Source organism: Streptomyces novaecaesareae, assembly GCF_000716875.1.
In the GTDB taxonomy this organism is placed as follows: domain Bacteria; phylum Actinomycetota; class Actinomycetes; order Streptomycetales; family Streptomycetaceae; genus Kitasatospora; species Kitasatospora novaecaesareae.
In genome coordinates, this window is the sequence record NZ_JNWQ01000013.1 from 71,444 (window position 1) to 98,217 (window position 26,774).

Annotated in this window: 25 protein-coding genes and 1 pseudogene; 13 read left to right on the forward strand and 13 right to left on the reverse strand. The window is 71.3% G+C overall.

Annotated features, from left to right (window positions below; all coding sequences use genetic code 11):
• The first annotated feature begins 2 nt into the window (after positions 1-2).
• Entirely contained in the window at positions 3-254 is a 252-nt protein-coding gene (locus tag OP86_RS37830) for a phosphopantetheine-binding protein (protein ID WP_030257054.1), read from the forward strand.
• Here OP86_RS37830 and OP86_RS07275 read toward each other — a convergent pair.
• Positions 238-1,866, reverse strand: coding sequence for an alpha/beta fold hydrolase (locus OP86_RS07275; RefSeq protein WP_030257056.1), 1,629 nt, complete (start codon positions 1,864-1,866; stop codon positions 238-240). The genes OP86_RS37830 and OP86_RS07275 overlap by 17 nt on opposite strands.
• Positions 1,867-2,282: 416 nt before the next feature.
• On the opposite strand from OP86_RS07275, the gene OP86_RS07280 reads away from it, so the two are divergent.
• Complete coding sequence (locus tag OP86_RS07280; protein ID WP_051829798.1) at positions 2,283-2,954, forward strand: Crp/Fnr family transcriptional regulator; 672 nt, start codon at positions 2,283-2,285, stop codon at positions 2,952-2,954.
• An 85-nt stretch (positions 2,955-3,039) separates the two neighbouring features.
• On the opposite strand, the gene OP86_RS07285 is transcribed toward OP86_RS07280, so the two are convergent.
• Together OP86_RS07285 and OP86_RS07290 are read right to left on the reverse strand one after the other, a co-directional pair.
• Positions 3,040-3,258: a ferredoxin gene (locus tag OP86_RS07285; RefSeq protein ID WP_418952598.1), complete on the reverse strand. Its 219-nt coding sequence runs from the start codon at positions 3,256-3,258 to the stop codon at positions 3,040-3,042.
• Positions 3,255-4,463, reverse strand: coding sequence for a cytochrome P450 (locus OP86_RS07290; protein ID WP_030056094.1), 1,209 nt, complete (start codon positions 4,461-4,463; stop codon positions 3,255-3,257). Before OP86_RS07290 ends, OP86_RS07285 begins: the two co-directional genes overlap by 4 nt.
• A gap of 138 nt (positions 4,464-4,601) precedes the next feature.
• Here OP86_RS07290 and OP86_RS07295 point away from each other — a divergent pair, with 138 nt between their 5' ends.
• Entirely contained in the window at positions 4,602-5,816 is a 1,215-nt protein-coding gene (locus tag OP86_RS07295; protein ID WP_030056095.1) for a cytochrome P450, read from the forward strand.
• Between the two features lie 10 nt (positions 5,817-5,826).
• Positions 5,827-6,279: a globin domain-containing protein gene (locus tag OP86_RS07300; protein ID WP_051829799.1), complete on the forward strand. Its 453-nt coding sequence runs from the start codon at positions 5,827-5,829 to the stop codon at positions 6,277-6,279.
• A 77-nt stretch (positions 6,280-6,356) separates the two neighbouring features.
• Here OP86_RS07300 and OP86_RS07305 read toward each other — a convergent pair whose 3' ends face one another.
• The 6 genes from OP86_RS07305 to OP86_RS07330 all read right to left on the reverse strand — a co-directional run bounded on the left by OP86_RS07305 (position 6,357) and on the right by OP86_RS07330 (position 12,681).
• Positions 6,357-6,938 carry a YdeI/OmpD-associated family protein gene (locus tag OP86_RS07305; protein ID WP_030056097.1) on the reverse strand — a complete coding sequence of 194 codons (582 nt, stop codon included), beginning with the start codon at positions 6,936-6,938 and terminating at the stop codon, positions 6,357-6,359.
• Positions 6,939-6,964: 26 nt separating this feature from the next.
• Positions 6,965-7,810: a DUF6039 family protein gene (locus OP86_RS07310; RefSeq protein WP_051829800.1), complete on the reverse strand. Its 846-nt coding sequence runs from the start codon at positions 7,808-7,810 to the stop codon at positions 6,965-6,967.
• 66 nt (positions 7,811-7,876) lie between these two features.
• Complete coding sequence (fabD, locus tag OP86_RS07315; protein ID WP_030056099.1) at positions 7,877-10,171, reverse strand: ACP S-malonyltransferase; 2,295 nt, start codon at positions 10,169-10,171, stop codon at positions 7,877-7,879.
• A gap of 11 nt (positions 10,172-10,182) precedes the next feature.
• On the reverse strand, positions 10,183-11,019 hold the full coding sequence (locus tag OP86_RS07320; protein WP_030056100.1) for an enoyl-CoA hydratase-related protein: 837 nt from the start codon (positions 11,017-11,019) through the stop codon (positions 10,183-10,185).
• Positions 11,019-12,245: a hydroxymethylglutaryl-CoA synthase family protein gene (locus OP86_RS07325; protein ID WP_030056101.1), complete on the reverse strand. Its 1,227-nt coding sequence runs from the start codon at positions 12,243-12,245 to the stop codon at positions 11,019-11,021. The genes OP86_RS07320 and OP86_RS07325 overlap by 1 nt, the downstream gene beginning before the upstream one ends.
• 55 nt (positions 12,246-12,300) lie before the next feature.
• The gene (locus tag OP86_RS07330) at positions 12,301-12,681 is read right to left on the reverse strand and encodes a VOC family protein (RefSeq protein WP_030056102.1); all 381 of its coding nucleotides are present in this window, start codon (positions 12,679-12,681) and stop codon (positions 12,301-12,303) included.
• Between the two features lie 255 nt (positions 12,682-12,936).
• Between OP86_RS07330 and OP86_RS07335 the strand changes: the two genes are divergently transcribed.
• The 8 genes from OP86_RS07335 (at position 12,937) to OP86_RS36470 (ending at position 23,295) form a co-directional block, all read left to right on the forward strand.
• Positions 12,937-13,809, forward strand: coding sequence for an alpha/beta fold hydrolase (locus OP86_RS07335; protein WP_030056103.1), 873 nt, complete (start codon positions 12,937-12,939; stop codon positions 13,807-13,809).
• 204 nt (positions 13,810-14,013) lie between these two features.
• On the forward strand, positions 14,014-14,442 hold the full coding sequence (locus OP86_RS07340; protein WP_030056104.1) for an SsgA family sporulation/cell division regulator: 429 nt from the start codon (positions 14,014-14,016) through the stop codon (positions 14,440-14,442).
• Positions 14,443-14,639: 197 nt separating this feature from the next.
• Complete coding sequence (locus OP86_RS07345) at positions 14,640-15,473, forward strand: alpha/beta fold hydrolase (protein ID WP_030056105.1); 834 nt, start codon at positions 14,640-14,642, stop codon at positions 15,471-15,473.
• 129 nt (positions 15,474-15,602) lie between these two features.
• A complete protein-coding gene (locus OP86_RS07350) occupies positions 15,603-15,908 on the forward strand; it encodes a GNAT family N-acetyltransferase (RefSeq protein WP_030056106.1) in 306 nt (101 codons plus the stop codon).
• A 302-nt stretch (positions 15,909-16,210) separates the two neighbouring features.
• Positions 16,211-17,188, forward strand: coding sequence for an AraC-like ligand-binding domain-containing protein (locus OP86_RS38685; RefSeq protein WP_051829801.1), 978 nt, complete (start codon positions 16,211-16,213; stop codon positions 17,186-17,188).
• A 97-nt stretch (positions 17,189-17,285) separates the two neighbouring features.
• Positions 17,286-19,949, forward strand: coding sequence for a helix-turn-helix transcriptional regulator (locus OP86_RS07365; protein WP_106973352.1), 2,664 nt, complete (start codon positions 17,286-17,288; stop codon positions 19,947-19,949).
• Positions 19,950-20,108: 159 nt separating this feature from the next.
• Positions 20,109-22,907, forward strand: coding sequence for an AfsR/SARP family transcriptional regulator (locus OP86_RS07370; protein ID WP_030056111.1), 2,799 nt, complete (start codon positions 20,109-20,111; stop codon positions 22,905-22,907).
• 205 nt (positions 22,908-23,112) lie between these two features.
• Positions 23,113-23,295, forward strand: coding sequence for a hypothetical protein (locus OP86_RS36470; protein WP_157849683.1), 183 nt, complete (start codon positions 23,113-23,115; stop codon positions 23,293-23,295).
• Between the two features lie 40 nt (positions 23,296-23,335).
• Here the strand turns inward: OP86_RS36470 and OP86_RS39005 are convergent, their stop codons facing one another.
• The 4 genes from OP86_RS39005 to OP86_RS07385 all read right to left on the reverse strand — a co-directional run bounded on the left by OP86_RS39005 (position 23,336) and on the right by OP86_RS07385 (position 25,564).
• Positions 23,336-24,022: a hypothetical protein gene (locus tag OP86_RS39005; RefSeq protein WP_324604093.1), complete on the reverse strand. Its 687-nt coding sequence runs from the start codon at positions 24,020-24,022 to the stop codon at positions 23,336-23,338.
• The gene (locus OP86_RS37395; protein ID WP_324604092.1) at positions 23,928-24,632 is read right to left on the reverse strand and encodes a TnsA-like heteromeric transposase endonuclease subunit; all 705 of its coding nucleotides are present in this window, start codon (positions 24,630-24,632) and stop codon (positions 23,928-23,930) included. The genes OP86_RS39005 and OP86_RS37395 overlap by 95 nt, the downstream gene beginning before the upstream one ends.
• 102 nt (positions 24,633-24,734) lie before the next feature.
• Positions 24,735-25,067 (reverse strand): hypothetical protein, encoded by a 333-nt coding sequence (locus tag OP86_RS07380; RefSeq protein WP_030056113.1) that lies wholly within the window; start codon positions 25,065-25,067, stop codon positions 24,735-24,737.
• Positions 25,064-25,564, reverse strand: coding sequence for a DUF6232 family protein (locus OP86_RS07385; RefSeq protein WP_030056114.1), 501 nt, complete (start codon positions 25,562-25,564; stop codon positions 25,064-25,066). Before OP86_RS07385 ends, OP86_RS07380 begins: the two co-directional genes overlap by 4 nt.
• A 167-nt stretch (positions 25,565-25,731) precedes the next feature.
• On the opposite strand from OP86_RS07385, the pseudogene OP86_RS32805 reads away from it, so the two are divergent.
• A pseudogene (locus OP86_RS32805) lies at positions 25,732-26,654 on the forward strand (transposase).
• Positions 26,655-26,774 lie beyond the last annotated feature (120 nt).

A 26,774-nucleotide genomic window follows, 5' to 3' on the forward strand; every position in this document is an offset into this window, starting at 1 on the left:
CCATGACCCCGTCCTTCATCGACCTGCTCCGTCCGCATCTGTGCCTGCTCGGACCCGGCCAGGAGCTCGCCCCGGACGCCTCCCTGGGGGAGCTCGGCCTGGACTCCATGGCCTCGGTGGCGCTGGTCCTCGAACTGGAGCAGCACTTCGGGCGGCGGCTGCCCGACGCGCTGCTGGCCGCCGGGACCTTCGCCACGGCGGCCAGCCTCTGGGCGGCCTTCCAGCCCGAGCAGGAGCTCAGCCCGTCCAGCTGAGACCGTCCGCGCGGTCCGCGCACGCCGCCGGATCGCGCACGAAGTCACCGACGACCGCGGCGACCAGCTCGGCGCGGTCGTACATCAGGTAGTGGCTGCCGCCGCGGACCTCGGCCCGCAGCGCGTCGGGGAAGAGGCCCGCGGCGGCCCGTACCGCCTCGGGCAGCACGACCGTGTCGCGGTCGCCCTGCAGGAACAGCACCGGGCACCGGACGTCCTCGGACCACCGCAGCTCGTCGTGTGCCCAGAAGTCCACCATCTGAGCGGCGTACGCGGCGAACGCGGAGCCGGAGGAGAACGGCCGCCGGATCTCCTGGGCGAGGCCGGCCGGACCGTCCGAACCCACGGTGTCGAACAGCCCCGCCATCCGCTCCGCCAGCTGCGGGCGGTCGGCCAGAGTCCGGCAGACCCGTTCGAGGTTGCGGTCGTAGGGCGTCTCCAGACCGGGATCCCGGCCGTCGTGCTTGAAGTCCGCGCCCAGCATCGTGATCGACGCCACCGCGTCCGGGGCGCGACGGGCGTGGCCGGTGGCGATCTTCACCCCGGTGCACCAGGCGATCAGGTGCGCGCGCTGCGCCCCCTCGGCCGCGAGGATGTCCGCCAGGTCCGCGAGCTGAGACTCCAGCGGCCCATCCGTGCGCTGGTCCCAGAGCAGGACGCGGGACGTGCGGGCGAGCTCCGCGGCGAGCCGCCACCAGTAGCCGGTGCCCTGACCGAGGGCGTTGACGACCACGAACGGCACGTCTCCCGCCCCGATCGCACGGTAGGGCGTGCCGCCCGCCGTGGTCCGGCGCTCGGCCAGCCGCTCGGCGGCCGCGGCGCGCGCCCGGCGTCCGGCCGCGATACGGGCGGCCGATTCAGCCGCCGCACAAGCCTGTGCGCTCACGGCGTCCGGCACTACTATCCCGGGTGTGTCGTCGCTCTCACCGGCCAGCATCCGCCCGAAACCGCTCATATCCTCCTGTGCGAGCTCGCCGGGGAGGGCGGGTTCGGCGTCGAGGCGCAGCGCGTCGGCGAGGATCCGGCAGAGCCCGGCCACGGTGAACACCGAGGCCCGCACCTCGGCCCCGGCCAGCAGGTCGGCGGCCGCGGCCTCCGCCGTGGTGAGCGCCAGCGCCTCGCCGCGCGGGGCCGGCAGCCGCACCCGGTCGCTCCGCGCGGCGGCCTCGGCCACCGCGCCGAGGAAGCAGTCCCACTCGCCACCCGCCGCGTCCACCACGGTCGGCAGCCGGACCACCCGCTCGCCGAGGTCCCGCGCCACGGGGACGTGCGGGGGCAGTGCCTGGACGACCGGTCCGGGGCGGGCGTCGGCAAGCAGCGCCCGGTCCGCCGCCTCGGCGTGCAGGGCCCGGCGGCGCACCGGGCCGGCGACACCGGCCGGCAGCCACCAGACGCGGTCCGCGCCGCCCCGCACGGCGTCGGCGAGCGGCAGGTAGGAGATCCGCGGGAACGCTCCCGGGAGCTCGGCCGCGATGAGCTCGGTGCAGGCCTCGCGGGCAGCGCCGGGCGGGGTCAGGGCGACGATCACCTCGGCCCCCTGACGCAGCTCGCCGAGCGCGAGCCGGGCGCCCAGGGCGAGGTGGGAACCGGCGATCAGAACCGATAGGGCCATCTTTGCGTCCTTGTCAGAGAACCTTGGGGGGGTGATATAGCCGCAGAAAGTCGTTTCACTTGTCGCGACTTCGACAAGTTGTCGCGGTCCGAACACTTCGCATTCGATCGAGCGCCGACAGGCCGGGGTCTCCACACGTTTCCGCACCTCACCGGGGGTACCGGAGCCTGCTCACACCACACTGGCAAGACCGACCCGCGCATAGTGCTCAATTTTGAGCCGACCATCAAGATTCGGTAAAGTACGCTCGCATCCCAATCGCGCGGCGGCCCCGGGATTACCGGGTACCCGACCAGACGGCAGCACGAGAAAGCGCCGGCGCGGTCGAGACATCACAGCCCACGGGGGGCTTTGTGACGGAAATAACTTCTGAGCCTTTCCAGTTGCGGAGAGGCCGTCACCAGGTGGGGGTTGAAATGTTTTCCATCGACTTCTTCGGCAGCATGCTCGACGAGCGACTGCATGCTTCCGGGCGGCACTCGACCAGGGTCGAGCTGCGCAGGAAAGAGAACCTCTACGTCTGCGGAGACAGCGACGAGTCCGTCTACCTGATCACCAGCGGCCACATCAAGGCCGTCACGGTGACGCCCGGAGGGAAGGGCTGTCTGCTCGCCTTCTATTCCAGATACGACCTCCTCGGGGAGTCCTGTCTGCTCTCACCCGTACGTCAGGAAACCGCGACCGCCATGACGCCCGTGGTCGCCCGGAAGATCCCGCGCAGCTGGTTCCTTGAGGCGCTCTCCACGCACGGGCTCTTCGAGGAGTACCTCCAGTACCTCACGACCCGTCTGTTCGAGCAGCAGGAGCACATCACCCACCTGGTGACCTGCGACAGCGAGCAGCGGCTCGCCGCGACGCTGCTGCGGATGGCCAGACGTCAGGTCGCCACCGAGTCCGACTGGGTGATGTTCGATCAGAAGATCACCCACGAGGAACTGGCGGCCATGGTCGGCACCACCCGGTCAAGGATCGGGTTCTTCCTCAAGCGCTTCCGCGAGCTCTCCGCGGTGGAGACCACGCCGAAGAACCGGCTGATGGTCCACCCGGAGCGGCTCGAGCACTACATGGACGAGTGCTCGCTGGCCTGACCCGGCCTCACCGAACCCGGCATCACCGGGCGAACGGGCTTCACCGAGAATCGGGCGGAACACCCTCAAGGGTTCCGCCCGATCGCTATTCCTGCACCCTGGCGGCTTCCCGCACCGTGATGGCGACGACCGGGCACACCTCCACCGCCTCGCGCACCGCCGGCCACAGCTCGACGGGCGGCTGCGGATCGAGCACCACCACCTGGCCGTCCGCCTCGGACTGGTCGAACACCGCGGGCGCGAGCAGGACGCAGTTGCCGGAGGCGCAACACAGGTCCCGGTCCGCGCTGACGGTCAGCCTCACCACGCGATCGGCAAGGCCGCCACGCCGGACAGGCCGAGCGTGTGGGGGCGGAACGCCAGCTCCTCCTCCGGCACCGCGAGCCGCAGGTCCGGGAAGCGGGCCAGCAGCCGCTCGAACGCCACCGCCAGTTCGAGCCGGGCCAGCGACTGCCCGACGCAGTTGTGCGGGCCGTGGCTGAACGCGACGTGCCGGCGCGCGTAACGCCCGATGTCGAAGCGCTCCGGTTCCGGGAATGCGGCCGGGTCCCAGTTGGCCGAGGCCAGGTCGAGGATGACACCGTCGCCCGCGGGGATGCGCACTCCACCCACCTCCAAGTCCTCCGTCGCCACTCGGAAGGTGCCGACCTGGGCCACCGTCAGATACCGCATCAGCTCCTCGACGGCACTGGGCATCAGCTCGGGCTCCGCCCGCAGCCGGGCCAGCTGCTCCGGGTGCCGGAGCAGGACGAGCGTGCCCAGCGAGATCATCGACGCGGTGGTCTCGTGCGCCCCCGCGAGCAGCAGCATGGAGATGGAGACCAGCTCCGCGGCCTCCAGGTGGCCCGGTTCGACCTGCTCCGCCAGGAAGCGGCTGACCAGGTCGTCCGCCGGCTGCTCGGCGCGCTGGGCGACCAGCTTGCCCAGGTAGCCGTACAGCTCCATGGCCGCGGTGCGGACGGCGTCCGGGGTGCTGGTGGTGTTGATCATCGTCCGGGTGCGCACCTGGAAGAACTCGTGGTCCTCGTAGGGCACGCCGAGCACCTGGCACGCCACCGTCGAGGGCACCGGGAAGGCGTACTCCTCGACCAGGTCGACCCCGTGGCCCGCGGCCTCCATGGCGTCCAGGCGGGCGTCCACGATCTGCTCGATCATCGGGCGCATCGACTCGGCCCGCCGGACGGTGAACTCGCGGTTGAGCATCCGCCTGATCCGCATGTGGGCCTCGCCGTCGGAGCGCATGAACGTGCCCTTGAGCGGCGACTCGACGGCCTGTGCCCGCAGCACGGGGAAGTTCTCGTGCTTCAGGTCGGCGCTCAGCCGCGAGTCCTCCAACAGCTTGCGCACGGCCTCGTGCCCGGCCACCAGCCAGGCGTGCTTGCCGCTGGGCAGCGCCACCGGGAACACCCCGTGCTTGGCGCGGAGTTCGCGGTGCACCTCCGGCGGCTGGAACGGGCAGGTGCGGGGGGCGGGGAACTCGGCCAGGGTGGCCGGCGGTTCGACGGTCATCGCTTGCTTCCCTTCGGGTGGGTACCCGACGGATGCTAGGCAATTCCGGATTCCGTGCTAGCTCATGATTGAGCATCTCCGCAGATCTGGCCGTGTTTTGCTGACCGCTCACCACCGAAGGAACTGCGGAGGCCCTGCATGAGCAAGGACCAGGAACCGGTCTGCCCTTATCCGTTCGCCGAACCCCAGGGACTGGAGATCGACCCCGCGTACCGCGAGCTGATGGAGCTTGAGGGCATGCGGTGCGTCCAGCCCCCCTACGGGGGCACCACCTACCTGGCGGTCCGTCACGCCGATGTCCGCGCCGTCCTGAACGACCCCCGGTTCAGCCGGGCCGAGTCGGTCGGCGAGGACGAGCCGCGGCTGCACCCGTTCGTGCCCCGGCCCGACTCGCTGACCGCGATGGACCCGCCCGGCCACACCCGCCTGCGCAAGGCACTCACCGCGGCGTTCACCGCGCGCCGGATGGAGGCCTTCGCCCCCACCGTCCGGGAGATCGTGGAGGCCCGGCTCGACGCCCTGGAGGCCGCCGGCTCGCCGGCCGACCTGGTCGACCTGTTCGCGCTGCCCGTCCCGATCCTGGTCATCTGCCAGTTGCTGGGCGTGCCCTACGAGGACCGCGACAAGTTCGTCGGCTGGGCGGGGGCGACGCTGGCCACCGCCGACTCCGGGCTCTCCCCGGAGGAGATCAACGCCGCCCGGATGCAGATGTTCGGCTACCTGTCCGAGCTGGTCGCCCTGCGCCGCAACCAGGAGGAGCCCGGCACGGACCTGCTGAGCGTCCTGGTCGAGGCGCACGACGAGGGCGGCTCGCTGACCGAGGGCGAGATGCTCGGCCTGGCCTCGTCGGTCCTGGTCGCCGGCCACGAGACGACCGCCAACCAGATCGCCGGCTTCGTCTACACGCTGCTGAGCAACCGGGAGCGCTGGGAGGAGCTGGTCGCCGACCCCACCCTGGTCCCGCGCGCGGTCGAGGAGTTGCTGCGGGTCGTCCCGGTCACCGCCACGGCCGGCTTCTCCCGGATGGCCACCGAGGACGTCCGGATCGGCGAGCAGCTGGTCAGGCAGGGCGAGCGGGTCATGCCGACCCTGTTCACCGCCAACACCGACCCCGAGGTGTTCGAGAACCCGCAGGACATCGACTTCCACCGGCCCAACGGCAGCAGCCACGTGGCCTTCAGCTACGGCGCGCACCACTGCCCCGGCAACCAGCTCGCCCGGCTGGAGCTGCAGGTGGCCCTGGAGGCGCTGCTGCGCCGTTTCCCCGAGCTGGCCCTCGCCGGGGACGACGCGGTCACCTGGAAGAAGAGCCTGATGTCGCGTGGTCCGCTCAAGCTCACCGTGACCTGGTGAGGCGGTCCCGATGACGACGATGTACGAGAGGATCGGCGGTGAGCCGGTCGTGCGCGAGCTGTGTGAGCTGTTCCACGCCCTGGTCGTCGCCGACGACCTGATCGGCCCGATGTTCGCGGGCTCGGGCGAGTCCCACGTCCGGAACCTCGCCAAGTTCATGGGCGAGATGTTCGGCGGCCCGGCGCGGTACACCGAGGACCGCGGCGGCGTCGGCGGGCTCTACGACGCGCACCTGCGGCTGGGCATCACCGAGGCGCAGCGGGAGCGGTTCGTCGAACTGCTGCTGGTGGCCGCGCGGGAGGCCGGCCTGCCGGACGACGCGGGCTTCCGCGAGCGGTTCGCCCGGCACATCGAGGCCGGCTCGCGGTTCTCGGCGAAGTTCTCCCAGCCGGAGGTGGCCGAGGCACCCCGGCCGGCGTTCCCGCCGATGGCCCCCTGGACCTGGGGCGAGGACGACTCCTGACGGCACCGTCCGACGGCAGCCGACATGGTGGAGGGGACCCGGAAGACCGGGTCCCCTCCACCATTGTCGGCCGTCCGTCAGGGGTAGATCTTCTTACCCTCGGCCAGCATCGCGACGAACTTCTCGATCCGCGCCCGGCGCGTCTCGGGCTTCTTGGCGTCACCCACCCGGTACAGCACCGCGTAGCGGTTCTTGCTGTCGAGGGTGGCGAAGAACTCGGCCGCCGCCGGCACCGCGTCCAGCGCGGCCTGGAGGTCCTCCGGGACGGCGGCGGTCTTCTGCGGCGCGTACGCGGCGTCCCAGCGGCCGTCGGCCTTGGCCGCCTCGATCTGGGCCAGACCCGCCGGACGCATGACGCCTGCCGTGATGAGCTCCTCGGCCCGGCCGCAGTTCACCTTCGACCACTTGCTCCTGGCCTTGCGCGGGGTGAACCGCTGCAGCCAGAACTCGTCGTCGAACTTGTCCTTCTGCCCGTCGATCCAGCCGAAACACAGCGCCGCGTCGAGGGCTTCGGCGTAGGAGACCGTGGGGATGCCGGACTCCTTCTTGGCGATCTTCAGCCAGAGCCCCACCGACCCCTCGGGCTCGGCCTCCAGCCACTTCTCGAACGCGGCCTGGTCGGGGAAGGCGATGACGGGCAGGTCCTGCTTTGCGGTCACGGCGTCAGTGCTCCTCTTCGGGTGGGTCAGCGTCGCGGGGTCAGCGCGAGGTCCCGCACGCTGCCCTGCACCAGCATTTTGTCCCAGGAGCCGCCGCCCTTGTCCATGGAGATCCAGTCCTGCAGGTACGAGGCCCGGGGCGCGTTCTCGTCGGTCCGGGCGTCCAGGCCCATCAGCGCGTAGTAGACGTCCATCGACTTCATGTGGATGTACCAGTGCACGCGGTCCATCGGCCCGAAGTCCTCCTCGTAGAGGAACACCGAGGCGTGCCCGGCCATGCAGAGGTTCACGTTCTCCGCGATGGTGCGGGCGAAGACTCGGGCCTCGTCGCGGTAGGAGTAGTTGAACTCCGCGGTGCGGCGCATCAGAATGCCGCAGTTGCCCGAGTGCACGATGTCTCCGGGCTCCTGCGCGGTCTGCGCCTCGGCGGGGGTGACCACGAACGTCGGGCCGTGCGGGCCGTCGACGTTGGGGTTGACCGACGGGTCGGCGGCCATCGCCTCGGTCAGGGTGCCGTGGATTCCCCACCGGTGCGGATGGGCGACGGTGTCCTGGACGGTGCCCTCGACGAACAGGCGGTCCCAGTCGGTCAGCTTCGGATTGCCGAAGACGCCGCCGCAGATGTCACCCTCTGCCTGGGTGAGCGTCTCGTAGTCGCTGAGCGAGCGCAGGTACATGAACAGGTGGAGCTTGTCCCGGACGCCGAAGGTCTCCTCGAACATCTGGACGGTGGCGATTCCGGCGTGCTTCGCGTTGAGGTACTCCACCGCGTCACGCGCGGCCTGCCGGGCCGGTCCGGCCAGCCCGCCACGGAGCTGGCCGGTCCGGTGCACGATCACTCCGGCATTCGCCGAATGCAGTTCCTCGGACATGTGCTGAATTCCCTTCGGAAATCTCGGTGTCCTGGAACCCAATCAGCTGCCGACCGGGCGGTCTGCCTACTTCTGAGCATCTCCGAGATACCGGGCGGCACCGTTCATCAGCAGCTCGGCGACCTTCTCGACGTTCCGCTCCCGCCAGTCGGCGAGCGGCGTTCCGGCGACGACCCGGTTGAACGCTCCCATCGCCGGACCGCACTGGATCTGGAAGTTGGCGCGCTCGGACGCCCGACCCTGCGCGGCGAGCGCGATCGACCGGGCGAAGTACCAGCGGAACACCATCGCCATCCGGTGCCGGGGGTCGCGGGCCGCGCGTTCGAGCTCCGCCTCGCCCCCGGTCCGGCGGTGGTACGCCTGGGTCTCCTGCCAGACCTCTGCGATCGGACGGCGGAAGAAGTACTCCTCCAGCGTCGTCCGGACTCCCGGCGGGATCGCCTCCAGGCTCTCGTACGTGCGGTAGAGCTCGTAGAGTTTGTTGGCCCGGGCGGCGAACAAGGTGCCCTTGCGGACCACTTGGACCCGGGCGCCCAGTTCGAACATGTCGCCGGCCGGCGCGTAGGCGGTGTCCTGCACGTCGACTCCCGCGAGCAGTTCCTTGACCGCCTCGGACGTCCCCGCCTCCGGGGTGCACTGGTTCACCGAACCGGTCACCACGAAGTCGGCGCCCAGCAGGAACATGGCCGCGACGGCCTCCGGCGCACCGAGCCCACCGGCCGCGCCCAACCTGATCCGCCGGGGGTAGCGGTGCGCGGCGGCCACCTCGTCGCGCAGCCTGGCCAGTGCGGGGAAGAGCGTGAGCGCCACCCCGCCGTCGGTGTGGCCGCCGGAGTCCGCCTCGACGCAGACGTCCTCGCTCATCGGCAGCAGGGCGGCGATCTCGGCCTCCGCGGCGGTCAGTTCGCCGCGCCGTACCAGATCGGCGACCAGCGCCGGCGGCGCGGGTGCGAAGAAGGCCGCGGCCACCTCGGGCCGCGACACCTTGGCGACGATCCGGCAGCCCGCGACCGGCCCCTCGGCGCTGCGGTGCGCCCCGCTGAACCGCAGCCGCACCAGCGGCCCGGTGATCCGCGTGTAGGCGGACGCCTCGACGAAGCGCACCCGGTGCCGCAGGTAGAGCTCCACGGTGGCCGCTTCGAGCTCCGGTTCGTCCATCGGGCACAGCAGGTTCATGCCCCACGGCCCCGGGCCCTCCTTCAGGTCGAGGATCGCCTTCTCGATCTCCGCCGGTGACAGCCCGCCGGAGCCGAAGAAGCCGAGCAGCCCGTGGTCCCCGAGCCGGCGGACCAGCTCGACGGAGGCCACACCGCGGAACATCGCGCCGGCCAGGTAGGCCAGCCGCACCCCGAAATCCCGCCGGAAGTCCGCGCTGCCCAGGCGCTCGCCCGGAAGCTCGGCGGGCACGGAGCGCTGCTCGCGGGCGGACACCGGCGCGGGCACCTGCTCCCGCCCGGGCGTCGGCACAGCGGCCGGAGCCGTACCGGAGCCGACCGGGACCGGCGCTGTGCCGGAGCCGGCCCCGGCCGCCGCCTCGCGCCAGAGGCCGCTGAGCACCCGGCCGGGCCCCAGCTCCGTCAACTCGGTGACGCCCTGCGCCATGAGGAACTCCATGCAGGACTGCCAGCGCACCGCGCTGTCGACCTGCCGGGCGAGCGTCCCGGCCACCGTGTCCGCCAGGTGGGGGAAGCCGGTGACGTTCGCCAGGACCGGAATCCTCGGCGGCCCGATCGGAAGTCCGGCGAGGAAGGCCGCGAACTCGGCGGCGGCCGGAGCCATGGCCCGCGAGTGGAAGGCCGCACTCACGTTGAGCCCCACGCACCGCACTCCGGGCATCGCCCGGAGCACGGCGCTGATCTCGGCGAGCGGTCCCGGGGGTCCGGCCAGGACGGTCTGCGTGGGCGAGTTGTGGTTGGCCAGGTCGACCTCGACGGCGCCGTGCGCGGCGATGACCTCGGCAACCCGGGCGGCTGGAAGGCCGATCACCGCGACCATCTGGCCGCCCGAGGCGGCCGCCATGAGCTCGCCACGGCGCTTGACGATGCGCAGCCCCGTCTCGAAGTCGAAGCAGCCGGCCGCGTACAACGCGTTGAGCTCGCCCAGACTGTGACCGGCCAGGTAGTCGGGCTCCGGATCGGTCTCGCGGTGTGCCAGGTAGGTGAGGGCGTTGACGACGAACAGGGCCGGCTGGGCGTGGTCGGTGCGGCGCAGCAGGCCTGCGGAGTCGTTCAGGCACAGGTCGGCGATCGAGTAGCCGAGCACCCGGTCCGCCACGGCGGTCTCCCGGGGGAAGCGGGCGAACAGCTCCCGGCCCATGCCCTTGCGCTGGCTCCCCTGACCGGGGAAGGCCCAGACTCGCATGCGTGAAGCTCCTAACGCTGTCGGTTCCAGGGGAACTCGGCGTGTGCCGCGAACCCGGCGATGGCCTGCCGTACGTGCTCGGTGCCGAGCAGGCGCCCGAGCTCGCCGACCGCGAGGGCCTCGTGCTCCGTGGAGATGCCGTGGAGGGCGCCGAAGTAGCGCTTCGCGTCCCGGACGGTGGTCTCGGTCAGTCGCGACGCCCGGAAGGCCAGCCGTCGGATCACCTGCGCGGGGTCGGCCGTCAGCTCGTCGACCAGATGGAACTCGCGCGCCTGGGCGGCGGTGACCGTCTGGGTGGACAGCGTCATGGCGTAGGCCTTCTGGAAGCCCACCCGGCGGATCAGGAACGGCAGGACGCAGCAGGGCAGCAGCCCCCAGAGGGCCTCGGGCAGGCTGAAGACCGACCGCTCGGTGGCCACCACGAAGTCGGAGGCGGCGGCGAAGCCGACACCGCCTCCGGAGACCCGGCCATCGACCTCGGCGATCACGATCCTCGGCGTCGTGGTGAGGCGTTTCATCAGGCCGAAGAACCGGCGGGCCGAGTCGCTGTCCGCGCTCTCCCCGCCTGCGGTGTCCGGGCCTGCGGTGTCCGGGCCTGCGGTGTCCGGGCCCGCGCTCCCCTGGCCCGCGGTCTCCACCAGGTCCATTCCGGTACAGAAGACGCCGGACTCGCCCCGGAGCACGACGATCCGGCAGTCCGGCGCCGACTCGGCAGCGTCCAGCGCCCGGTGCAGGTCGTCCAGCATCGCGTCCGAGATGGCGTTGCCCGCCTCGGGCCGGTCGAGGCGCACGGTGACCATCGGGCCCCGGAACTCGACGTTCAGCGTGCGGTACGTCGGGGTGTGCATCAGGACCACCGGTACTTCCGGTGGTAGGCGTCGATCCGGTCGAGGACGAGGAGGCCCCGGCCGTCGAGCGCCCGCGCGTAGACGTCCGCGTACTCGGCCGTCGAGTCCGCCCAGTCCTTCACCCCGCCCATCCGGCGCACGCTGAGGTCGCTGACCAGCTCGTACTCGGGGATGGTGAGCGGAACCCGCGCGGCGATCGCGTCGCGCACGCCGAACGTCCGGTCGCCGGCGCCGGCGGGGACGACCCCGCTGTAGAACTCCGAGGCGCAGCCCGATCCGTACGAGAACAGGCCGATCCGCTGCGCGGAGCGGAAGTCGCCGTGCTCCAGCAGGGAGCACAACCCGAGGTAGAGGGCGGCCGAGTAGGTGTTGCCGACCGTGCTGCAGAAGCGGAGGGAGTCCGCCAGCCGGCGCTCGAAGTCGGCGGTGATCTCGTCCTCCGGCAACCGTGCGAGCCGGCGCAGCAGCGTGCGGTGCGCGCCCTTGACCATCCCGGCGAACGGGCTGTGGAAGACGAGGTGGGCGAAGGTCGTCCGGATGTCCGCGCCCTCGACCCGGTCCGCGTACATCGCCCAGCTCTTCTGCAGTGCCTCCAGGTAGGACATCAGCGACAGGTCCGAGTCGCCCGCCTCGAAGGACGCCTCGGGACGGTAGGTGTCCATCACCTCGGCGGTGTGCAGACCGTAGGCGCCCTGGTCGGGAACGAAGACGCCCGGCCCCGCTCCGACGAGCATCGCGACCGCGCCGGCTCCTTGGGAGGGCTCCCAGTAGGTGTTGCGGTCGACCACGCCCGCGGCATCCGCGGCGATGACCAGGGCACGCCGGCCCGGGTGGCCGGCAGTGCCGATGATGCCGAGCGCGGTCCGCAGGGCGGCGGTTCCGCCGTAGCAGGCGTGCTTGACCTCGAAGGACCGGCACCGGGGGCTCAGGCCGAGGTACTCGTGGACGTAGGTGCTGATCGGCTTGGCGTAGTCGACACCCGACTCGGTGCCGACCACCAGAAGCTCGATCTGCTCCCGCTCCTCCGGCCCCAGTGCGTCGACCAGCGGCTTGGCGGCGTTCACCGCGTTGCTGATCGCGTCCTCGCAGGGAAGGTTCACCGATTTCTCGGCCATCAGGAGGTTTCCGAAACGCCCCATGTCCAGATCTCTGGTCCGGAACAGCAGGCCGACGTCCAAAGACGTGCGGCCGACGTAGGCGTTGATGGCCTGGATGCCCGTGGTCATATGCCCTCGCAGTCGAACGGTTACGGAGCGAGGGGCCGGAAGAGACGAGGGTGCGTCAGACCAGAGCGGTGATGCAGAACGGGTGGCCGTCGAGGTCGAGCAGGACGCGCCAGCGGTCACCACCCGGCTGCTCGGCCGCGAGGGTCGCGCCCAGCTCGATGAACCTGGCCTCGGCAGTCGGGACGTCGGAGACGCTCAGGTCCAGGTGGAACTGCTGCGGCACGTCCTGGGTCGGCCACTCCGGGCGCTTGTACTCGGCGACCTTCTGGAAGCCGAGGCGTACGCCGCCACCCGACAGGTAGACGACGTTGTCGTCGGCCCAGATCTCCTCCCAGCCCAGCGCCTGCTGGTAGAAGGCGGCGAGGGTCTTGGGGTCGGGGGTGTCCAGCGAGATCGCGGCCAGCGTGGCCAGCGGGGTGGTGGTGACGTCAGACATACGTGTCTTCCTCTCTCACTCTCAACGGATCGGATGGGTGCTCAGCGTACAGTCGCGGCTTCCGGCGCCTCGTACAAAGCGTCAGATATCCGTCCACGCGATACAGCTCAGAGTTGAGCATCCGGGCACCCGATCGGAGCCCGCCGACCGTGCGGGCCTGCGGAATGCGCAAAGGTGAGCGGTGGGCGATCAAGATTCGCCCTGTACTGACTCGAAGGAGAACCGTTTCACCATAGCCGGAAGGGACTCACCGCCATGACCACGGGCAGCCGACGAACCGTCACGCACGCCGTCATGCACGCTTCGGACGGGACGGAGATCCCGTACCACCTCGACGGCGACGGGCCCGAGACGGTCGTCCTGCTGCACGGCGGCTACGGCTCGCCCGAGGACTGGTCGGACCACGCCTCCCGCCTGGCCGCGGAGGGCTTCCGGGTCGTCCGGCCGTACCTGCGCGGGCACCACGGCAGCCGGCTCGCCCCGGGCACCGAGGTGACGGTGGAGCGAACCTCTCAGGACATGGTCGAACTCCTGAACCTGTTGGCCGTCGAGCGCGCCCACTTCGCCGGCTGGTCCTACGGCGGCGCCGTCGTACTGGACACGGCCCGGGTGGCCGGGGACAGAATCCGCTCCCTCGCCCTGCTCAACACCTTCGCCGCGTTCCGCTCACAGTCGCCGGTCCGCGACCTGGGCCTGCGCCTCGCCTCGACCATGGCGGGCCAGATCTTCCGGCTGCCCCGGAAGCTCCAGGCCCGCGTCGTCCAGCGCAACATGCGGACGATGGTCGTCAACCCGGCCCGCAAGACCCGGCCCCAACTCGCCGAGGCCTTCGCCGAGTCGGTCCGGCACAACTCCCTCTCCCCCGACATCTCGGCCCTGATGAAGGCCGCCTACCACTTCGACGCCCGCCCCTGGCTGGCCACCATCCGCGTCCCCGCCCTCGTCGTCACCGGCACCAAGGACTACATCCCGGCGGTGCTCCACCGCGAACTGGCCGCCGCCCTCCCCGAGGGCCACCTTGACGTTCTCCCCGGCGGCCGCCACACCCTGTTGTGGGACCACGCCGACTGGCTCGCCGACCACTACCTCGGCTTTCTGCGCACCGGCGCCGACCCCACCCCGGCATGACCGAACCGGCGCGGCGTACTTCCCCGGATCGCTGCGCCGACCCTGGTGATCGGCTGTGAGGGGTGTGGCGCGGACGAATCCCGGTTCGTCCGCGCCGCATTCCTTTTCCGGAATCGCGTGCACCGGAGGTCAAGAATGCGTGCGCGGGACGGCTCACCGATATCCGGGCCGCCGGTAATTTCAGGGGAGCTGAAAGGAACCATCATGCAGCTCCCCCTTGAGAAGACGATCAGCGCGAAACTGATGACAGCGGAGTACGAATGGCATGAGCTGACCGTGCGCATGAGGCATTCGCCGGACGATGCGCTGGCGGTTCGGATGGACCTCTTCGCAGCCGAGGCGGATCCGCCGGCCGCGACGTGGGTGTTCGGCCGGGATCTGCTCGCCACCGGACTCATCCTTCCGACCGGCGAGGGCGATGTACGCGTTCGGCCCCACGGTGAGGACGAGACGGACGTCGAACTCATCTCGGGGCCGTCCTGGTGTGTCGTCAGGATGGCTTCGACCCATGTGCGCGACATGGTGGCCAGGACGCGGTCCGCCCAGGAGTGCTGGAACGACAAGGCGCAAGCCGAGCTCGACAGGGTTCTGACGGAGATCCTCTCAAGCGGCATCAGGAATGCGGATTCCTAGTCTTCAAGGACCGCCCGGGCCCGCGCCGAAACGCCGACCAGTCGGCCGGCACCCGACACCGGCACTGCCCGGACGGACCAGAGCCGGTGCGTGCAGAGGAAAGCCGCCACCTCGCGGGTCCCTAGATTCGTCCGTACCGAGTCCCCATCATGCCGGCGGCCAACACCGGTAGGACCACACCTGCACGGAGTGCACCCATGCCTTTCATCCCCGTCGACGAGGAGAACTCCAGCGTCATCAACCTGTACTACGAGGACCACGGCACCGGCCGGCCGGTCGTGCTCATCCACGGCTGGCCGCTCAACGGTGCGTCCTGGGAGAAGCAGGAGGCCGCGCTGCTGGCCGCCGGCCACCGCGTGATCACGTACGACCGCCGCGGCTTCGGCGCCTCCGGCAAGCCGTCCTTCGGCTACGACTTCGACACCTTCGCGGCCGACCTCGATGCCGTGCTCACCCACCTCGACCTGCGCGACGTGGTGCTCGTCGGCTTCTCCATGGGCAGCGGTGAGGTCACCCGCTACCTCGGCACCTACGGCTCGGCGCGCGTCTCCAAGGCCGTGCTGCTCGGCGTGGTGCCGCCGTTCCTGCTGAAGACCGAGGACAACCCGGTCGGCGTCGACGGCATCGTCTTCAAGGAGATCCAGGGCGCCATCCGCGCCGACCGTCCCGCCTTCATCGCCGGCTTCCTCGCCGACTTCTACAACGTGGACGTGCTCGGCGGCGATCGGGTGAGCGACCAGGTCGTCCAGTACAGCTGGAACGTCGGCGTTTCGGCCTCCGCCAGGGCGACCGTGGACTGCGTCCCGACCTGGCTCACCGACTTCCGCGCCGACCTGCCGAGGATCGACGTCCCCGTCCTGATCATCCACGGCGACGCCGACCGCACCCTGCCCCTGCGCTCGACCGCCGTCCCGCTCTCGAAGGCCATCGTGGGCGCCCGCCTGGTCGTGCTCGAAGGCGCCCCGCACGGTCTCATCTGGACGCACGCCGCCGAGGTCAACAGGGAACTGCTCGCCTTCATCGGCGAGTGATCGACCGCTCCCCCGGTCCCCCCACTCTCCACTCCCTGCTTCCGTACCCGCCGCGCGATCCCGCCTAGTTGAATGATAAACTAAATTCCGTCACAGGCCACCCCTGCGACCCGACCCACGGAGGCTCCGATGACGACCACTGTGACCGACAACCCCGACAAGTCCCGGTTCGAGATCACCGAGGACGGCGTCCCCGCCGGATTCGCCGAGTACCACCGCCACCAGAACGAGATCGCGTTCATCCACACCGAGATCGACCCCGCCTTCGGCGGCCGAGGCCTCGGCGGCACCCTGGCCCGCGCCGCCCTCGACAACGCCCGGGAGCAGGGCCTCGCCGTCCTCCCGTACTGCCCGTTCATCCGGGGCTGGCTCGGCAAGCACCCCGACTACGTCGACCTCGTGCCGCAGTCCCAGCGCGCCCGGTTCGGCCTGTGAGCGCGGGCCCGCTGCTGCCCGTCACCCCGCTCAAGGCGCGCGGCCGGGTGCACCGAACCCGCTGAACGCACGAAGGGCGGGGAGGGACGAACACCGTCACTCCCCGCCCTTCTCGCGCCCGGCAGGCGAATCAGCAGACCGCCTGGACCACCTGGACCGCCTGGAGCCCGTACGCGCAGTCACCGTGCGGGGATCCACATGACCGGGGGGTCCGCCCGTCATTTGGCAGGAGCGACAGCGTCACCCGATCGGCGAGGCTGGGCCGGAGCAGCACCAGCACAGCCGACAGCGAAGGGAGCCCTGTGCCCACGACGATTTCCACCGAGCCGCTCTCACCTGCCGAGCGTGCGGAGTTCTGGCACGACGCCGTCGCGCGGACGTTCATCCCGTTGGAGACCAGGCTCCTCGAACCGGAACCCCGCGCCGGCCGCCTCAGCAGCGACCGGTTGGGCGCCGTCCAGATCACCCGGGCGACCGCCGGACCGCAGGTGAACAGCCGCACCCGGCGGACGATCGCGGCCGGCGGCGAGGGCTGGATCACCGTCGCCCTCCACCATCAGGGCCGCGGCAAGCTCACCCAGGACGGCAAGGAGGTCGTGGTCGGCCCCGGCGAGTTCACCTTGTCCGACTCCAGCCGCCCCTTCACCAAGGAACTGCCGGAGCCCTTCGACTTGACGACGTACCACCTGCCGCGCGACGCCCTGCACGTGCAGGACGACGATCTCCGGGCCGCTGTCGCCACTCCGTTCACCGTCGAGTCCGGCTCTGTCGCTCTGGTCGCCTCGTACCTGCGGAAGCTGGCCCGCGGCGCCGCCGGACTCGACCCGTACACGGGCAGCCGACTCGCCGACACCGCCGTCGACCTGCTCGCCCTCCTCATCCAGGAGCGCAGCGGCAGCCTGCGCCCGGCCGCACCGGAGGCCGCCCGCGCGATAGTCGCGCGGATCAAGGACTACGCCATCCGGCACCTCGGCGACCCGGCGCTCTCCCCCGAGCAGATCGCGGCTGCCAGCCATGTGTCGGTGCGCTACCTGCACAAGCTCTTCCAGAACGAGGAGACCACCGTCGCCAAATGGATCCAGCGACGGCGGCTGGAAATGTGCGCACGGGAGCTCGCCCGCCGGCCGGCCGCCGCCGCGACCGTGTCCTCGGTGGCACAGCGGTGGGGATTCGTCAGCCCCGCGCATTTCAGCCGGGTCTTCCGCGCCGCCTACGGGGTCAGTCCGCGCGACTGGCGGGTTGCCCGACAGGGTGCCGCCGGGCTCGCGGAGGCCGCCTGACCAGCGCAAATCCTTCTCCATCGGCCACCGCTTCTGACCGTCAGTCAGAAGTCACTGGCCCTCCCCTACGCTTCCCGAGCAAGCGAGAAAGCGGGAGGTGGCCGTGCGAACAATCGCGGACGAGAACCAGGTGTGGAAGACCATCGACGGGCTCCTGGAGTCGGCCCGGACGGCAGGCGGGGCCCTGACCGTCACCGGCGACCCGGGTTCCGGGATCAGCACCGTACTGCGCGAGGCGGCGGCCTCGGCCCGGCGGCGCGGGTTCCTGGTGATCGAGACCACCGCACTCGCGACCGACGCGGACAGCTCCGGCGCGATGGTGCGGGCGCTGCGCGACCGGCTGCTCCGAACCGTCCATCCGGCCTTCACACCCGCTTTCGCCTTTCCCGCCGCCTCCGCCGTGTCCGCCGCCGAGCTGTCCCGGCTGATCGGCGGCAGCCCTCAGCCGGTCCTGGTGACCGTCGACGACGCGCGGTATCTCGACGGGCCGTCCCGGTGTGCGCTGTCCGCCCTCGCCCGCGAGCTGCCGGCCGTACCCGCGGTGCTGCTGGTCGGCGGGCAGGCCCTGGACGGAGCCGCCGAGCTGGTTCTGCCGCCCGTGGACGAGGCCCAGGCCGAACGGCTGCTCCGGCAGGCGGGCGTCCACGACGCCGACCTGCGTCGACGGATCGTCCAGGACGCCGGCGGCAGCGCGCTGGCCCTTCGGGAACTGCCGCTGTCCTGGCGGGACACCGGGGCCCCCGGCGAGGAGTTGCTCCGTCGCTTCCCTCCGCTGACCGAACGGCTGAGCCGCTCGGTCGCCCCGGGCCTGGGCGAGCTCCCGCCGGACACCGGAGCCGTCGTCCTGCTCGCCGCCGTCCAGCTCGGCGATCGGGTCGCCGACGTCCTGGCGGCTGCACAGGCGCTGACCGGACGGCCGATCGGCCTCGAAACCTTCGATCCGGCCGTCGCCCACGGGCTACTGCGCCTCGTCCACGGGCGGATCCGATTCCGGTCCGTCCTGGCGCGCGCCGCCGTCGAGCAGCACGCGAGCGCGCCCGCGCTGCTCGCCGCGCACGCCGCCCTCGCCCGGGCCACTGCCGATCCGTACCGGGCGAGCTGGCACGCCGCCCAGGGCGCGATCCATCAGCACGAGCCGGTGGCCGGGCCCCTCGAAGCCTCCGCCGCCGAGGCGGAGCGCCGCCGCGAGCCCGTCCAGATGCTGCGTCGGCTGGAGCTCGCCGCCCGACTCTCGCCCCGCCCGGCGGACCGGGCCCGTCGACTGGTCCGCGCCGCCCGGACCGCCTTCGAGCTCGGTCGACCCGGTCTCGCCGAGCAGCTGCTCGCCCGCGCCGACCGGCTCGGCCTCGACGAGGAACAACAAGCCCTCGCCGACACCGCGCGCACCCGGTTCACCGCCCGGCCCGAACGCGGCGGCCCGGTCATGAGCGAGCGCTGCCGACTGGCGTCCCGACTGGCCCGCTCCGGCCACCGCGAGGCCGCCCTGGAGGTACTGGCCTGCGCCGTCGAGGCGGCCGCCTGGGCAGACCCCGACCCGCGGGCCCACCGGGCGGTGACCGCCTGCCTCGCCGAACTCGCCGACGCCGAGGACGATCCGCGCTGGCTCCTCGCCCAGGCGGCAGCCGCGCCGAACGCGGCGAGCGAGCGGATCACCGACCTGAGCAGCGCCGGCCCGCCGGCCCACCTCGACGCCGAACGGCTCAGGCTCCTCGGCACCGCCGCCCTGACCGCCGGCGAACCCGGCCGGGCCGGCGACCTGCTCGCCCACGCCGCCCGGCTGCTGCGGACCGACGGCCGAACCGGCCTGCTCGCTCAGGTCCAGGCGAAGCACGCGCAGGCCGCCCTCGTCGTCGGGGACTGGGACCTCGCCCACACCGTGAACGAGGAGGCCTTCGCCATCGCCGAAGCCGGCGGCCATCAGCTCTGGTCGATCCGGGCCCGCGCCACCCGCGCCGTGCTGCTCGCCTTCCGCGGCGACCTCGTCGGCTCGGCCGCCGACATCGCCGCCGTCGAGCGCATCGCCGCCGGCCGCCAGGTCGGTGCGCTGCACGCCACGCTGCGCCTCGCCCGCAGTGTCGCCCTGTTCGACTCGGACGACCCCGGCGGCGCCTACCAGACTCTGCGTCCCCTCTTCGAACCCGGCTCGCCCTCCCACCACGTCACCGCCCAGCGCCGCACCCTCTGCTACCTCGCCGAGGCCGCCGTCCGGGCCGGCCAGGCCGAGGACGCGCGACAGCTGCTCGCCGGATTCGGCGATGGCCGGGGGCTCCCGCTCTCCACCGCCGTCAACCTCGCCCAGGCCAGGGCGCTGCTCGCCGAGGGCCCTGACGCCGAACGGCACTTCGAGCACGCCCTGCGGATCACTCCCCGGCAGTGGCCGTGGCCGCGTGCCCGGACCGAGCTCGCGTACGGCATGTGGCTGCGCCGCGCCCGCCGCCCGAGCCAGGCCCGGCCCCTGCTGCGCGAGGCCTGCCACGCCTTCGAGGTGCTGGGAGCGACGGCCTGGCGGGAGATCACCAGCCGCGAACTGCGCGCCACCGGGGTCGACCGGGGGCGGCCGGACAGCCGGCTCGCCGAGCAGCTCTCCGCGCAGGAACTGACCATCGCCCAGCTGGCCGCCGCCGGCATGACCAACCGGGAGATCGGCGAACGCCTGCTGCTCTCCCCGCGCACCGTCGGCTGGCACCTGCACCGGGTGTTCCCCAAGCTGAACGTCACCTCCCGCACCCAGCTCGCCGCCCTCCTCGCCACCGCGGCCTGACCACTCCTCCGCCCCGCCCCCGCCTGTCCACCGTCATTCCTGACGACTTTTGATACCGGCTTGACCTGCGGGTTACCTTGATCGGCGGGTGCCCAGGTCGGCGGGTTGCCCAGGTCGGCGGGTGACCGCGATCCAATGAACGGGCAGAGGCGGACGGCAATGCGGTTCCAGGTCTTCGGGGGGCTCCGGGTCCGGCGCGACGACACGGTGCTGGAGGTGGGGCCGCCGCACCGCCACACCGTGCTCGCGGCCCTGCTGGTGGCCCAGGGCCGCGTGCTCTCCACGCCCGAGCTGGTGGACCTCGTCTGGGGCGACGACCCGCCGTCCACCGCCGTGAACCAGCTGCACCGGCACGTCGGCAACCTGCGCCGGCTCCTGGAACCCGAGCTGCCCCCGCGGTCGGCCGGATCGTGGCTGCACTCCGCGCCGTCCGGCTACCGCCTCGACACCTCGACCGCCACCGAGAACGAACTCACGCGCTTCGACGACCTGCTGGCGCGCAGCCGTGCCGGTGGCCCGGACGCGCCCGCCCACTGCCGCGAACTGGCGGAGCTGGTCCGGCGCCCCCTGCTGACCGGACTGGATCCGGCCACACTCGACCGGCCGCACTTCGCCGCCCTGGAGCGCGCCCGGATAGCCGCCGCGACGGAGGCGATGACGGTCGCCACCGCCGCCGGCGACGCCGAACCCCTGCTGGCCGCCGTGTACGAGGTCACCCGGAGCGCGCCCTTCGACGAGCCGCTGCACGCCGCGATGGTCCGCGCACTCGCGTCGGTCGGCCGACGGGCCGAGGCCCTGTCCCTCTTCGAGACGGTCCGACAGCGGCTCGCCGCGGAGCTGGGCGTCGGCCCGTCCACCGTCCTCCGGGCCGCCCACCAGGAGGCGCTGCGCGAACTTCACGTCACCGCACCCCCCGCACCGGTACCGACGACGCCACCGCTCCCCACCGGGCCCGACAACCTGCCGCTGCCCGTCGCCGGCTTCACCGAACGCCCGCACCTCACCGACGCGTTGGCGAACGCGCTGGGCCGGGTCGCCGGCCCGGCCGCGACGGTGGTGATCACGGCCATGTCCGGCATGGGCGGCGTCGGCAAGACCGCGCTGGCCGTGCACTGGGCGCACCAGGTGGCCGAGCGGTTCCCCGACGGGCGCCTCTACCTGAACCTGCGCGGCTTCGAGCCGGGCAGCCCACCCGTGGACCCGGCCGAGGCACTGACCATGCTGCTGGTCGCGCTGGGCGAACCCACCGAGAACACCGACGAGGACCTGCCGCTGCGGGCCGCCCGCTTCCGCGCGTCGGTCGCCGGACGCCGCCTCCTGCTCGTGCTCGACAACGCCCGGGACGCCGACCAGGTGCGCTGGCTGCTCCCGGGCACCCCCGGCTGCCTGGTCCTCGTCACCAGCCGCAACCGGCTGAGCTCACTCGTGGTGCGCGACGGCGCCCTTGCCGTACCGGTCGACCGGCTGACCCCGGCACAGGCCCGTGAACTACTGGCCACCCGACTCGGCCCGGAGCGGCTCGCGGCCGAGCCCGCGGCGGTCGACACCGTCCTGGCGGCGTGCGGCGGGCTGCCCCTCGCCCTGTCGATAGCCGCCGCCCGGGTGGTCCTCAGCCCCGGGCTCACGCTGGCCGCCATCGCCGCCGAACTCGCCCCCGGCGGCGACCAACTGGCCGCCCTCGGACTCGACGACGCCCCGGACACCGACCTGCGCTCCGTCTTCGCCTGGTCCTACCAGGCGCTGAGCCCGGACGCCGCCCGGCTCTTCCGCCTCCTCGCCCTCCACCCCGGCCCGGAGATCTCGCTCGCCTCGGCCGCCAGCACCGCCGGCCTGTCCGTCGAGCGGACCCGAGCGCTGGCCCGGGACCTGTGCGAGGCCAACATGCTCACCGAGCACGCCCGGGACCGCTACGCCCTGCACGACCTGCTGCACGCCTACGCCGTCGACCTGCCCGCCGACGCCGTCGACGACCGCCCGGCCGCCCTCGGCCGACTGCTGGACCACTACGCGCACTCGGCGGCCGCGGCGAACGACGAGATCTCCACCCGCCGCGAACACGTCGCCCTGGAGCCGGCCCTGCCGGGCGTCGTGGTGCTCGCCTTCGACGACCGGGCCGCCGGCATGGCCTGGTACGCGGCCGAGTACCGCACCATCCTCACCCTGCTCCGCTCGGTCGCCGACGAGGACCAGCTGCGCCGGATCTGGCGCGTCGCCGACACCAGCCGCCTCTACACCTCCCAGCAGGGCTGGGCCCAGGACGAGATCGAGATCCTGCGCATCGCCCTCGGCGCACCAGCCCGCGTCAGCCCGCCCCACGAAGTCCTCCGGGCCCGCCTCGCTCTGGCCCGGGTGTACGCCCAGAGTGGCCACCACGCTCACGCTGACGCCCAACTCCTGCCACTCCTCGACGAGTTGCCCGCCCTCCCGACCAAGCTGCGAGCGGATGCCCAGCGCAGCATCGGCTGGGTCCGCGGCCGCCAGGGCCGCCACCGCGAGGCCCTCCAGCACTCCAGACAGGCCCTGGCCGCCTACCGCGCCCTCGGCAGCGACGAGAACAACATCGCCCGGGAACTCAACGCGGTCGGCTGGTACCACGCCCTGCTCGGCGAGCACGAGGAGGCGATCCGGCACTGCGAACAGGCCCTGCCCATCCTCCGGGCCAACGGCAACCGCCGCGGCGAAGCCGCCACTTGGGACAGCATCGGCTACGCCCATCACCACCTGGGCCGGTACCGGCAGGCCCTGGAATGCTACGAGCACGCCCTCGACGGCTACCGTGACGCCGCCGACGAGTACAACCAGACCGAGGTCCTCGACCACCTCGCCGACACCCACCTTGCCCTCGGCCACCACACTGAGGCCCGCGCCACCTGGCACCGCGCCGCCGACCTGCTCACGACCCTCGGCCACCCCGACGCCGACGCCCTCCGCACCAAGGCGGCAACCGTCCCCGACTGAGGCCCCCGCAGCCGGATCAGCCACTCATCCGCTTACCCCCTGCACCTTCTCCGACATCCCGATCCGAAACGCCTCCACCGTCCCGAACTCCTACACGACCTGCCCCACCACGCCACCCGTGCGACGCCACCCACTGGGACGACGTCACCCACGACCTCGGCCACGAACACCTGCGCGGCCACGACCTGCACCACACCGGCCTGACGTGGATGGCCGGCGCCGGAATCCCACTCCACATCCTCAACAGGTCGCCGGCCACAAGGAGATCACCACCACCCAGCCCTGCTTCCACCCGGACATCCGCGAACTCGCCAAAGCCGGCGAAGCCCTCACCCGCCACCTCGTCGAGCAACTCCGACTCAACGGGCAGATCCCCCGCCGCTGGTAGCCACAGGCCATCGCAAGAACCACGAAACTTCATCAGTTCCTCACCACGACCCACCCGCACTCGAGCGCGAAAGCACCGAGCACCCGCTCTCAAACACCTTATGGGACGCCACTCCGCGGGCCTCATAGCGGCGGCGACGCTTGGTAATCGCACTTGCCGTCACCGGTCGCCCCGCAGCCGTCAGTTCCGTTGCCTTGGCCTGCTCCCGGCGGGTCAGTGACACCACCGCCGGGTCGTACTCCGGCCTCGGCTTCGTGCCGGCAGGTGCCTGCGGCGGAACCCCGCGCAAAACCTCCACGATGTGCTGTTCCCACCACAACGCCTCCGCCGCCACTGCCTCCGGCAGCCCCTCCAACGGCGTCACCGGCGGAACCGGTGCCCGCGACGACGCGCGTACCACCTCGAAGTCCTCGGCCGCCGACAAATCGATCAAGCCGACGTCGGTGACCACACCGTCCGTGTCAGCCAGACGCACGGCCGTGCCGGACACAGCGATCACCGTGTGCAGGACACCGGCCACTCGAACTCGGTCACCGATCGACACCCCGACAGGCCGCCGCGGCCGACGTCCTTCGTTCACCACGCCCCCCGCTGGTCCAGCGGCCCGCACCAGCATGGCGGGACCCAGCCGCTCATTCGCGAGATCGGCCACCAGTTCCTGCCTCCACATCAGATGAAACAGTGCGGGCAACACCGCCAGCCGATCCCCAACCCCGTCGGCACCCATCAGCAACGGTGTCGGCGCTGCGAATGCCTTCTGCAGCCGGGCTGCGGTCTCGGGCCTGCCGGCGCCGCGCGGATGCCGGTAACGGGCCAGCCACCAGATTCGTCATCAACGCAGGGTCCGGGATACCGACGTGCCTGAACTCCCAGCCGACCGCCGAACAGGCCCGCACAGTGGCTTCGAACGCTTCGGCGCTCCGTTCGTCGACCTGGTCCTTGGCACGGACATCGACCACGCGAGCACGGCCGTCGGCAAGCCGTACGAAATAGTCCGGGGCATGGCGCCGCTTCTCTCTCCCGTCATGCCAGTGCAGCCAGAACGGCTGCGAAGCGATCCCCACAACATCCGGATCGAAGTCCAAGAGGATCAGCCGGTCCTGCTCCAACCACGACTCGAACCCGACATGACGTCCAGTCGATGCGGCCCACCACCAGCCTGGGTAATGCCCGAGTCCGCGCGACCAGCGGAACGTCCGTACCGGAGTTGCCTCCTCCCACGCCAGCCCGTGACACTGACCCAACGGAACAACCCGCTCGTGGCCTCCAGCACCGCCGAAACGGAGCGTGAACCCACCTCCGGCGGTGTCATGCTCCAACGCACGTGCAGTGCTCATCTGGTCACCTCGCCCATTACGCCTGTGCCTGCCCCAAGCACGGCCAAGGCGTGTCCCAGGCACACCCGGGACACGCCCATTGCTTCACGCCGATCGGCCGCCTCAGCCCGCCAGCAGCGCCTTCGCGGCCGCGATCACCGGCACGCCCACCTCGCCGACCAGCGCCGCGATTCCGGAGATGCGCTGCACCAGGCCACGCCGGCGCTCCGCAGACGTCTCCTCGGCGATCGAGTCGGCCGCCGCGTCCACCTCTGCCTGGTCGTTCTCGTCCAGGTGCGGGCGAAGCTTCTCGATCTCCCGCAGGAGGGCCTCCACCGCAGGCCCTCCTGCGGTCGCGCCGACGGTCTTGCCGCCAGCCACGATGTCACCGGAACCGGTGTGCTCGGCCTTGCCGATGCTGCCCGAGCCGTACTGCTGAATGTGGTCGCCGCTCATGATCCCCCGATGTTCCCGCTGCCGCTGTGCTGGGCCTTGCCGATGCTGCCCTCGCCGTACTGGTGGATGACGTCACCCTGCACCGCGTGGGCCACGTTGATGACCGTCTGTGCGATGTCGGGGTTGCCGATCGCCTTGGTGATCTCGTAGATCAACTGCTGGATCTCCTCCTGCTGCGTGGACCAGATGGCCTCACGCTGGGTGCCGGAGGTATTGAGGACCAGGCCGTACACCGGGGGCTTCTGCAGGGCCGAGACCAACCTCCAGACCAGAAGTGCCTCGACGGCGAGGAGGACGATCGTGCCCACGGTGTCGGCGAAAGTGGCGAATATGCCGCCCAGGATGAACCAGCCGATGCTCTGGAGGATGAACTTCTTCCACGCGGCACCCTTGTCGACGGTCAGTCGTCTCTGGCCGACATGGGAGATGTTGCGCAGCGGATAGGCATCGCCACCTACCCACAACACACCTTCGTTGATTGTTACTTGGGCCGCCAAGGGACCCTCCTGCCCACTCCCAAACGATGAGATGTGGAGCATAGCGAAGCCGATGCGGACACGAGACGGAAGTTACACTTTCTGCCCATCACCTTCGAGTAACGACCTGGTGCGTGATTGCGATGGCGATGTGACCAGTGGTGTTGTGGGCGGCATGATTTGACGGTGTGACGATCAAGGTGAAGCGCGCGGTCCTTGGCCATCGGGTGCTGACCGGCGTCTCGCGGCGGCACCTGGTGGATCTGGTCGTCGAACTGGCTACTCCGTGGCAGGCCGTGGTCGAGGGCCGACGCGGCGCTTCCCGTGGTGGAGCGCGTCAACGGGCGGCCGGCGCGGGTGCCAGGCATCGGCTGGTGTTCGTCGACCGGGTGACCGCCACACTCATCCACCTGCGCCACGACCTGCCCCATGCCGTCCTGGCCCTGCTCTTCGGAGTCGACCGCTCCACCGTACCCGGGCAATCGGCGAGGTCAGGGGCCTGCTCGCCGCCCGTGGCTTCGCGGTGCCCGACCGTCCCGAGGTCCGGCTGCGGACCCTGGCAGACGTCCTCGCTTACGCCCAGGCCGAGGGCGTCGTGCTGCGACTGGACGCCACCGAGGTCCAGGTCCGCCGCCCGGCCTCGCACCAAGGCGGACGGCGGGCCTTCGTCTCCGGCAAGAAGAAGCAGAACACGATTAAGGCCACCGTCATCGCCGACGCGAAGGGCCGCACCCTTTGGGCCGGCAACCTCCGCCCCGGCCGCATGCACGACACCACCGCGATACGCGGAGAGGGTATCGACGACCTCTTCCGACAGTTCCCCAAAGTCCAAGTTCTTCTCGATGACGGCTACTTGGGTCTGCGGAGGGACCATCCCGGCCAGGCGGTCACACCACCGAGGAAGCCGAACAAGATCGCCGCACCGGAGGTTCACGAGGCCCGGGAGCAGGCCCGCCACGAGCACTCGTCTCAGCGCATCCCCGTGGAGCACGCCCTCGCCGACCACAAACGCTGGAAGGGTCTGGCGCGCTGGACCCACCGCCGCGACACCCTCCCGGCCACCTACCTCGCCGTCGCAGGCCTTGTCTCCGACCGCACCGCCGCCGCCTGACTGAGGGCGGGCGATCGGGCAGTGAAGTTCCCCCCTGACCTTGGACAGCTGTTGCTTACGCTGCGGGGGTGAAGTCGCGCTGCAGCCTGGCCCGGGTTTCGAGTGGGGTGAGGTATCCGA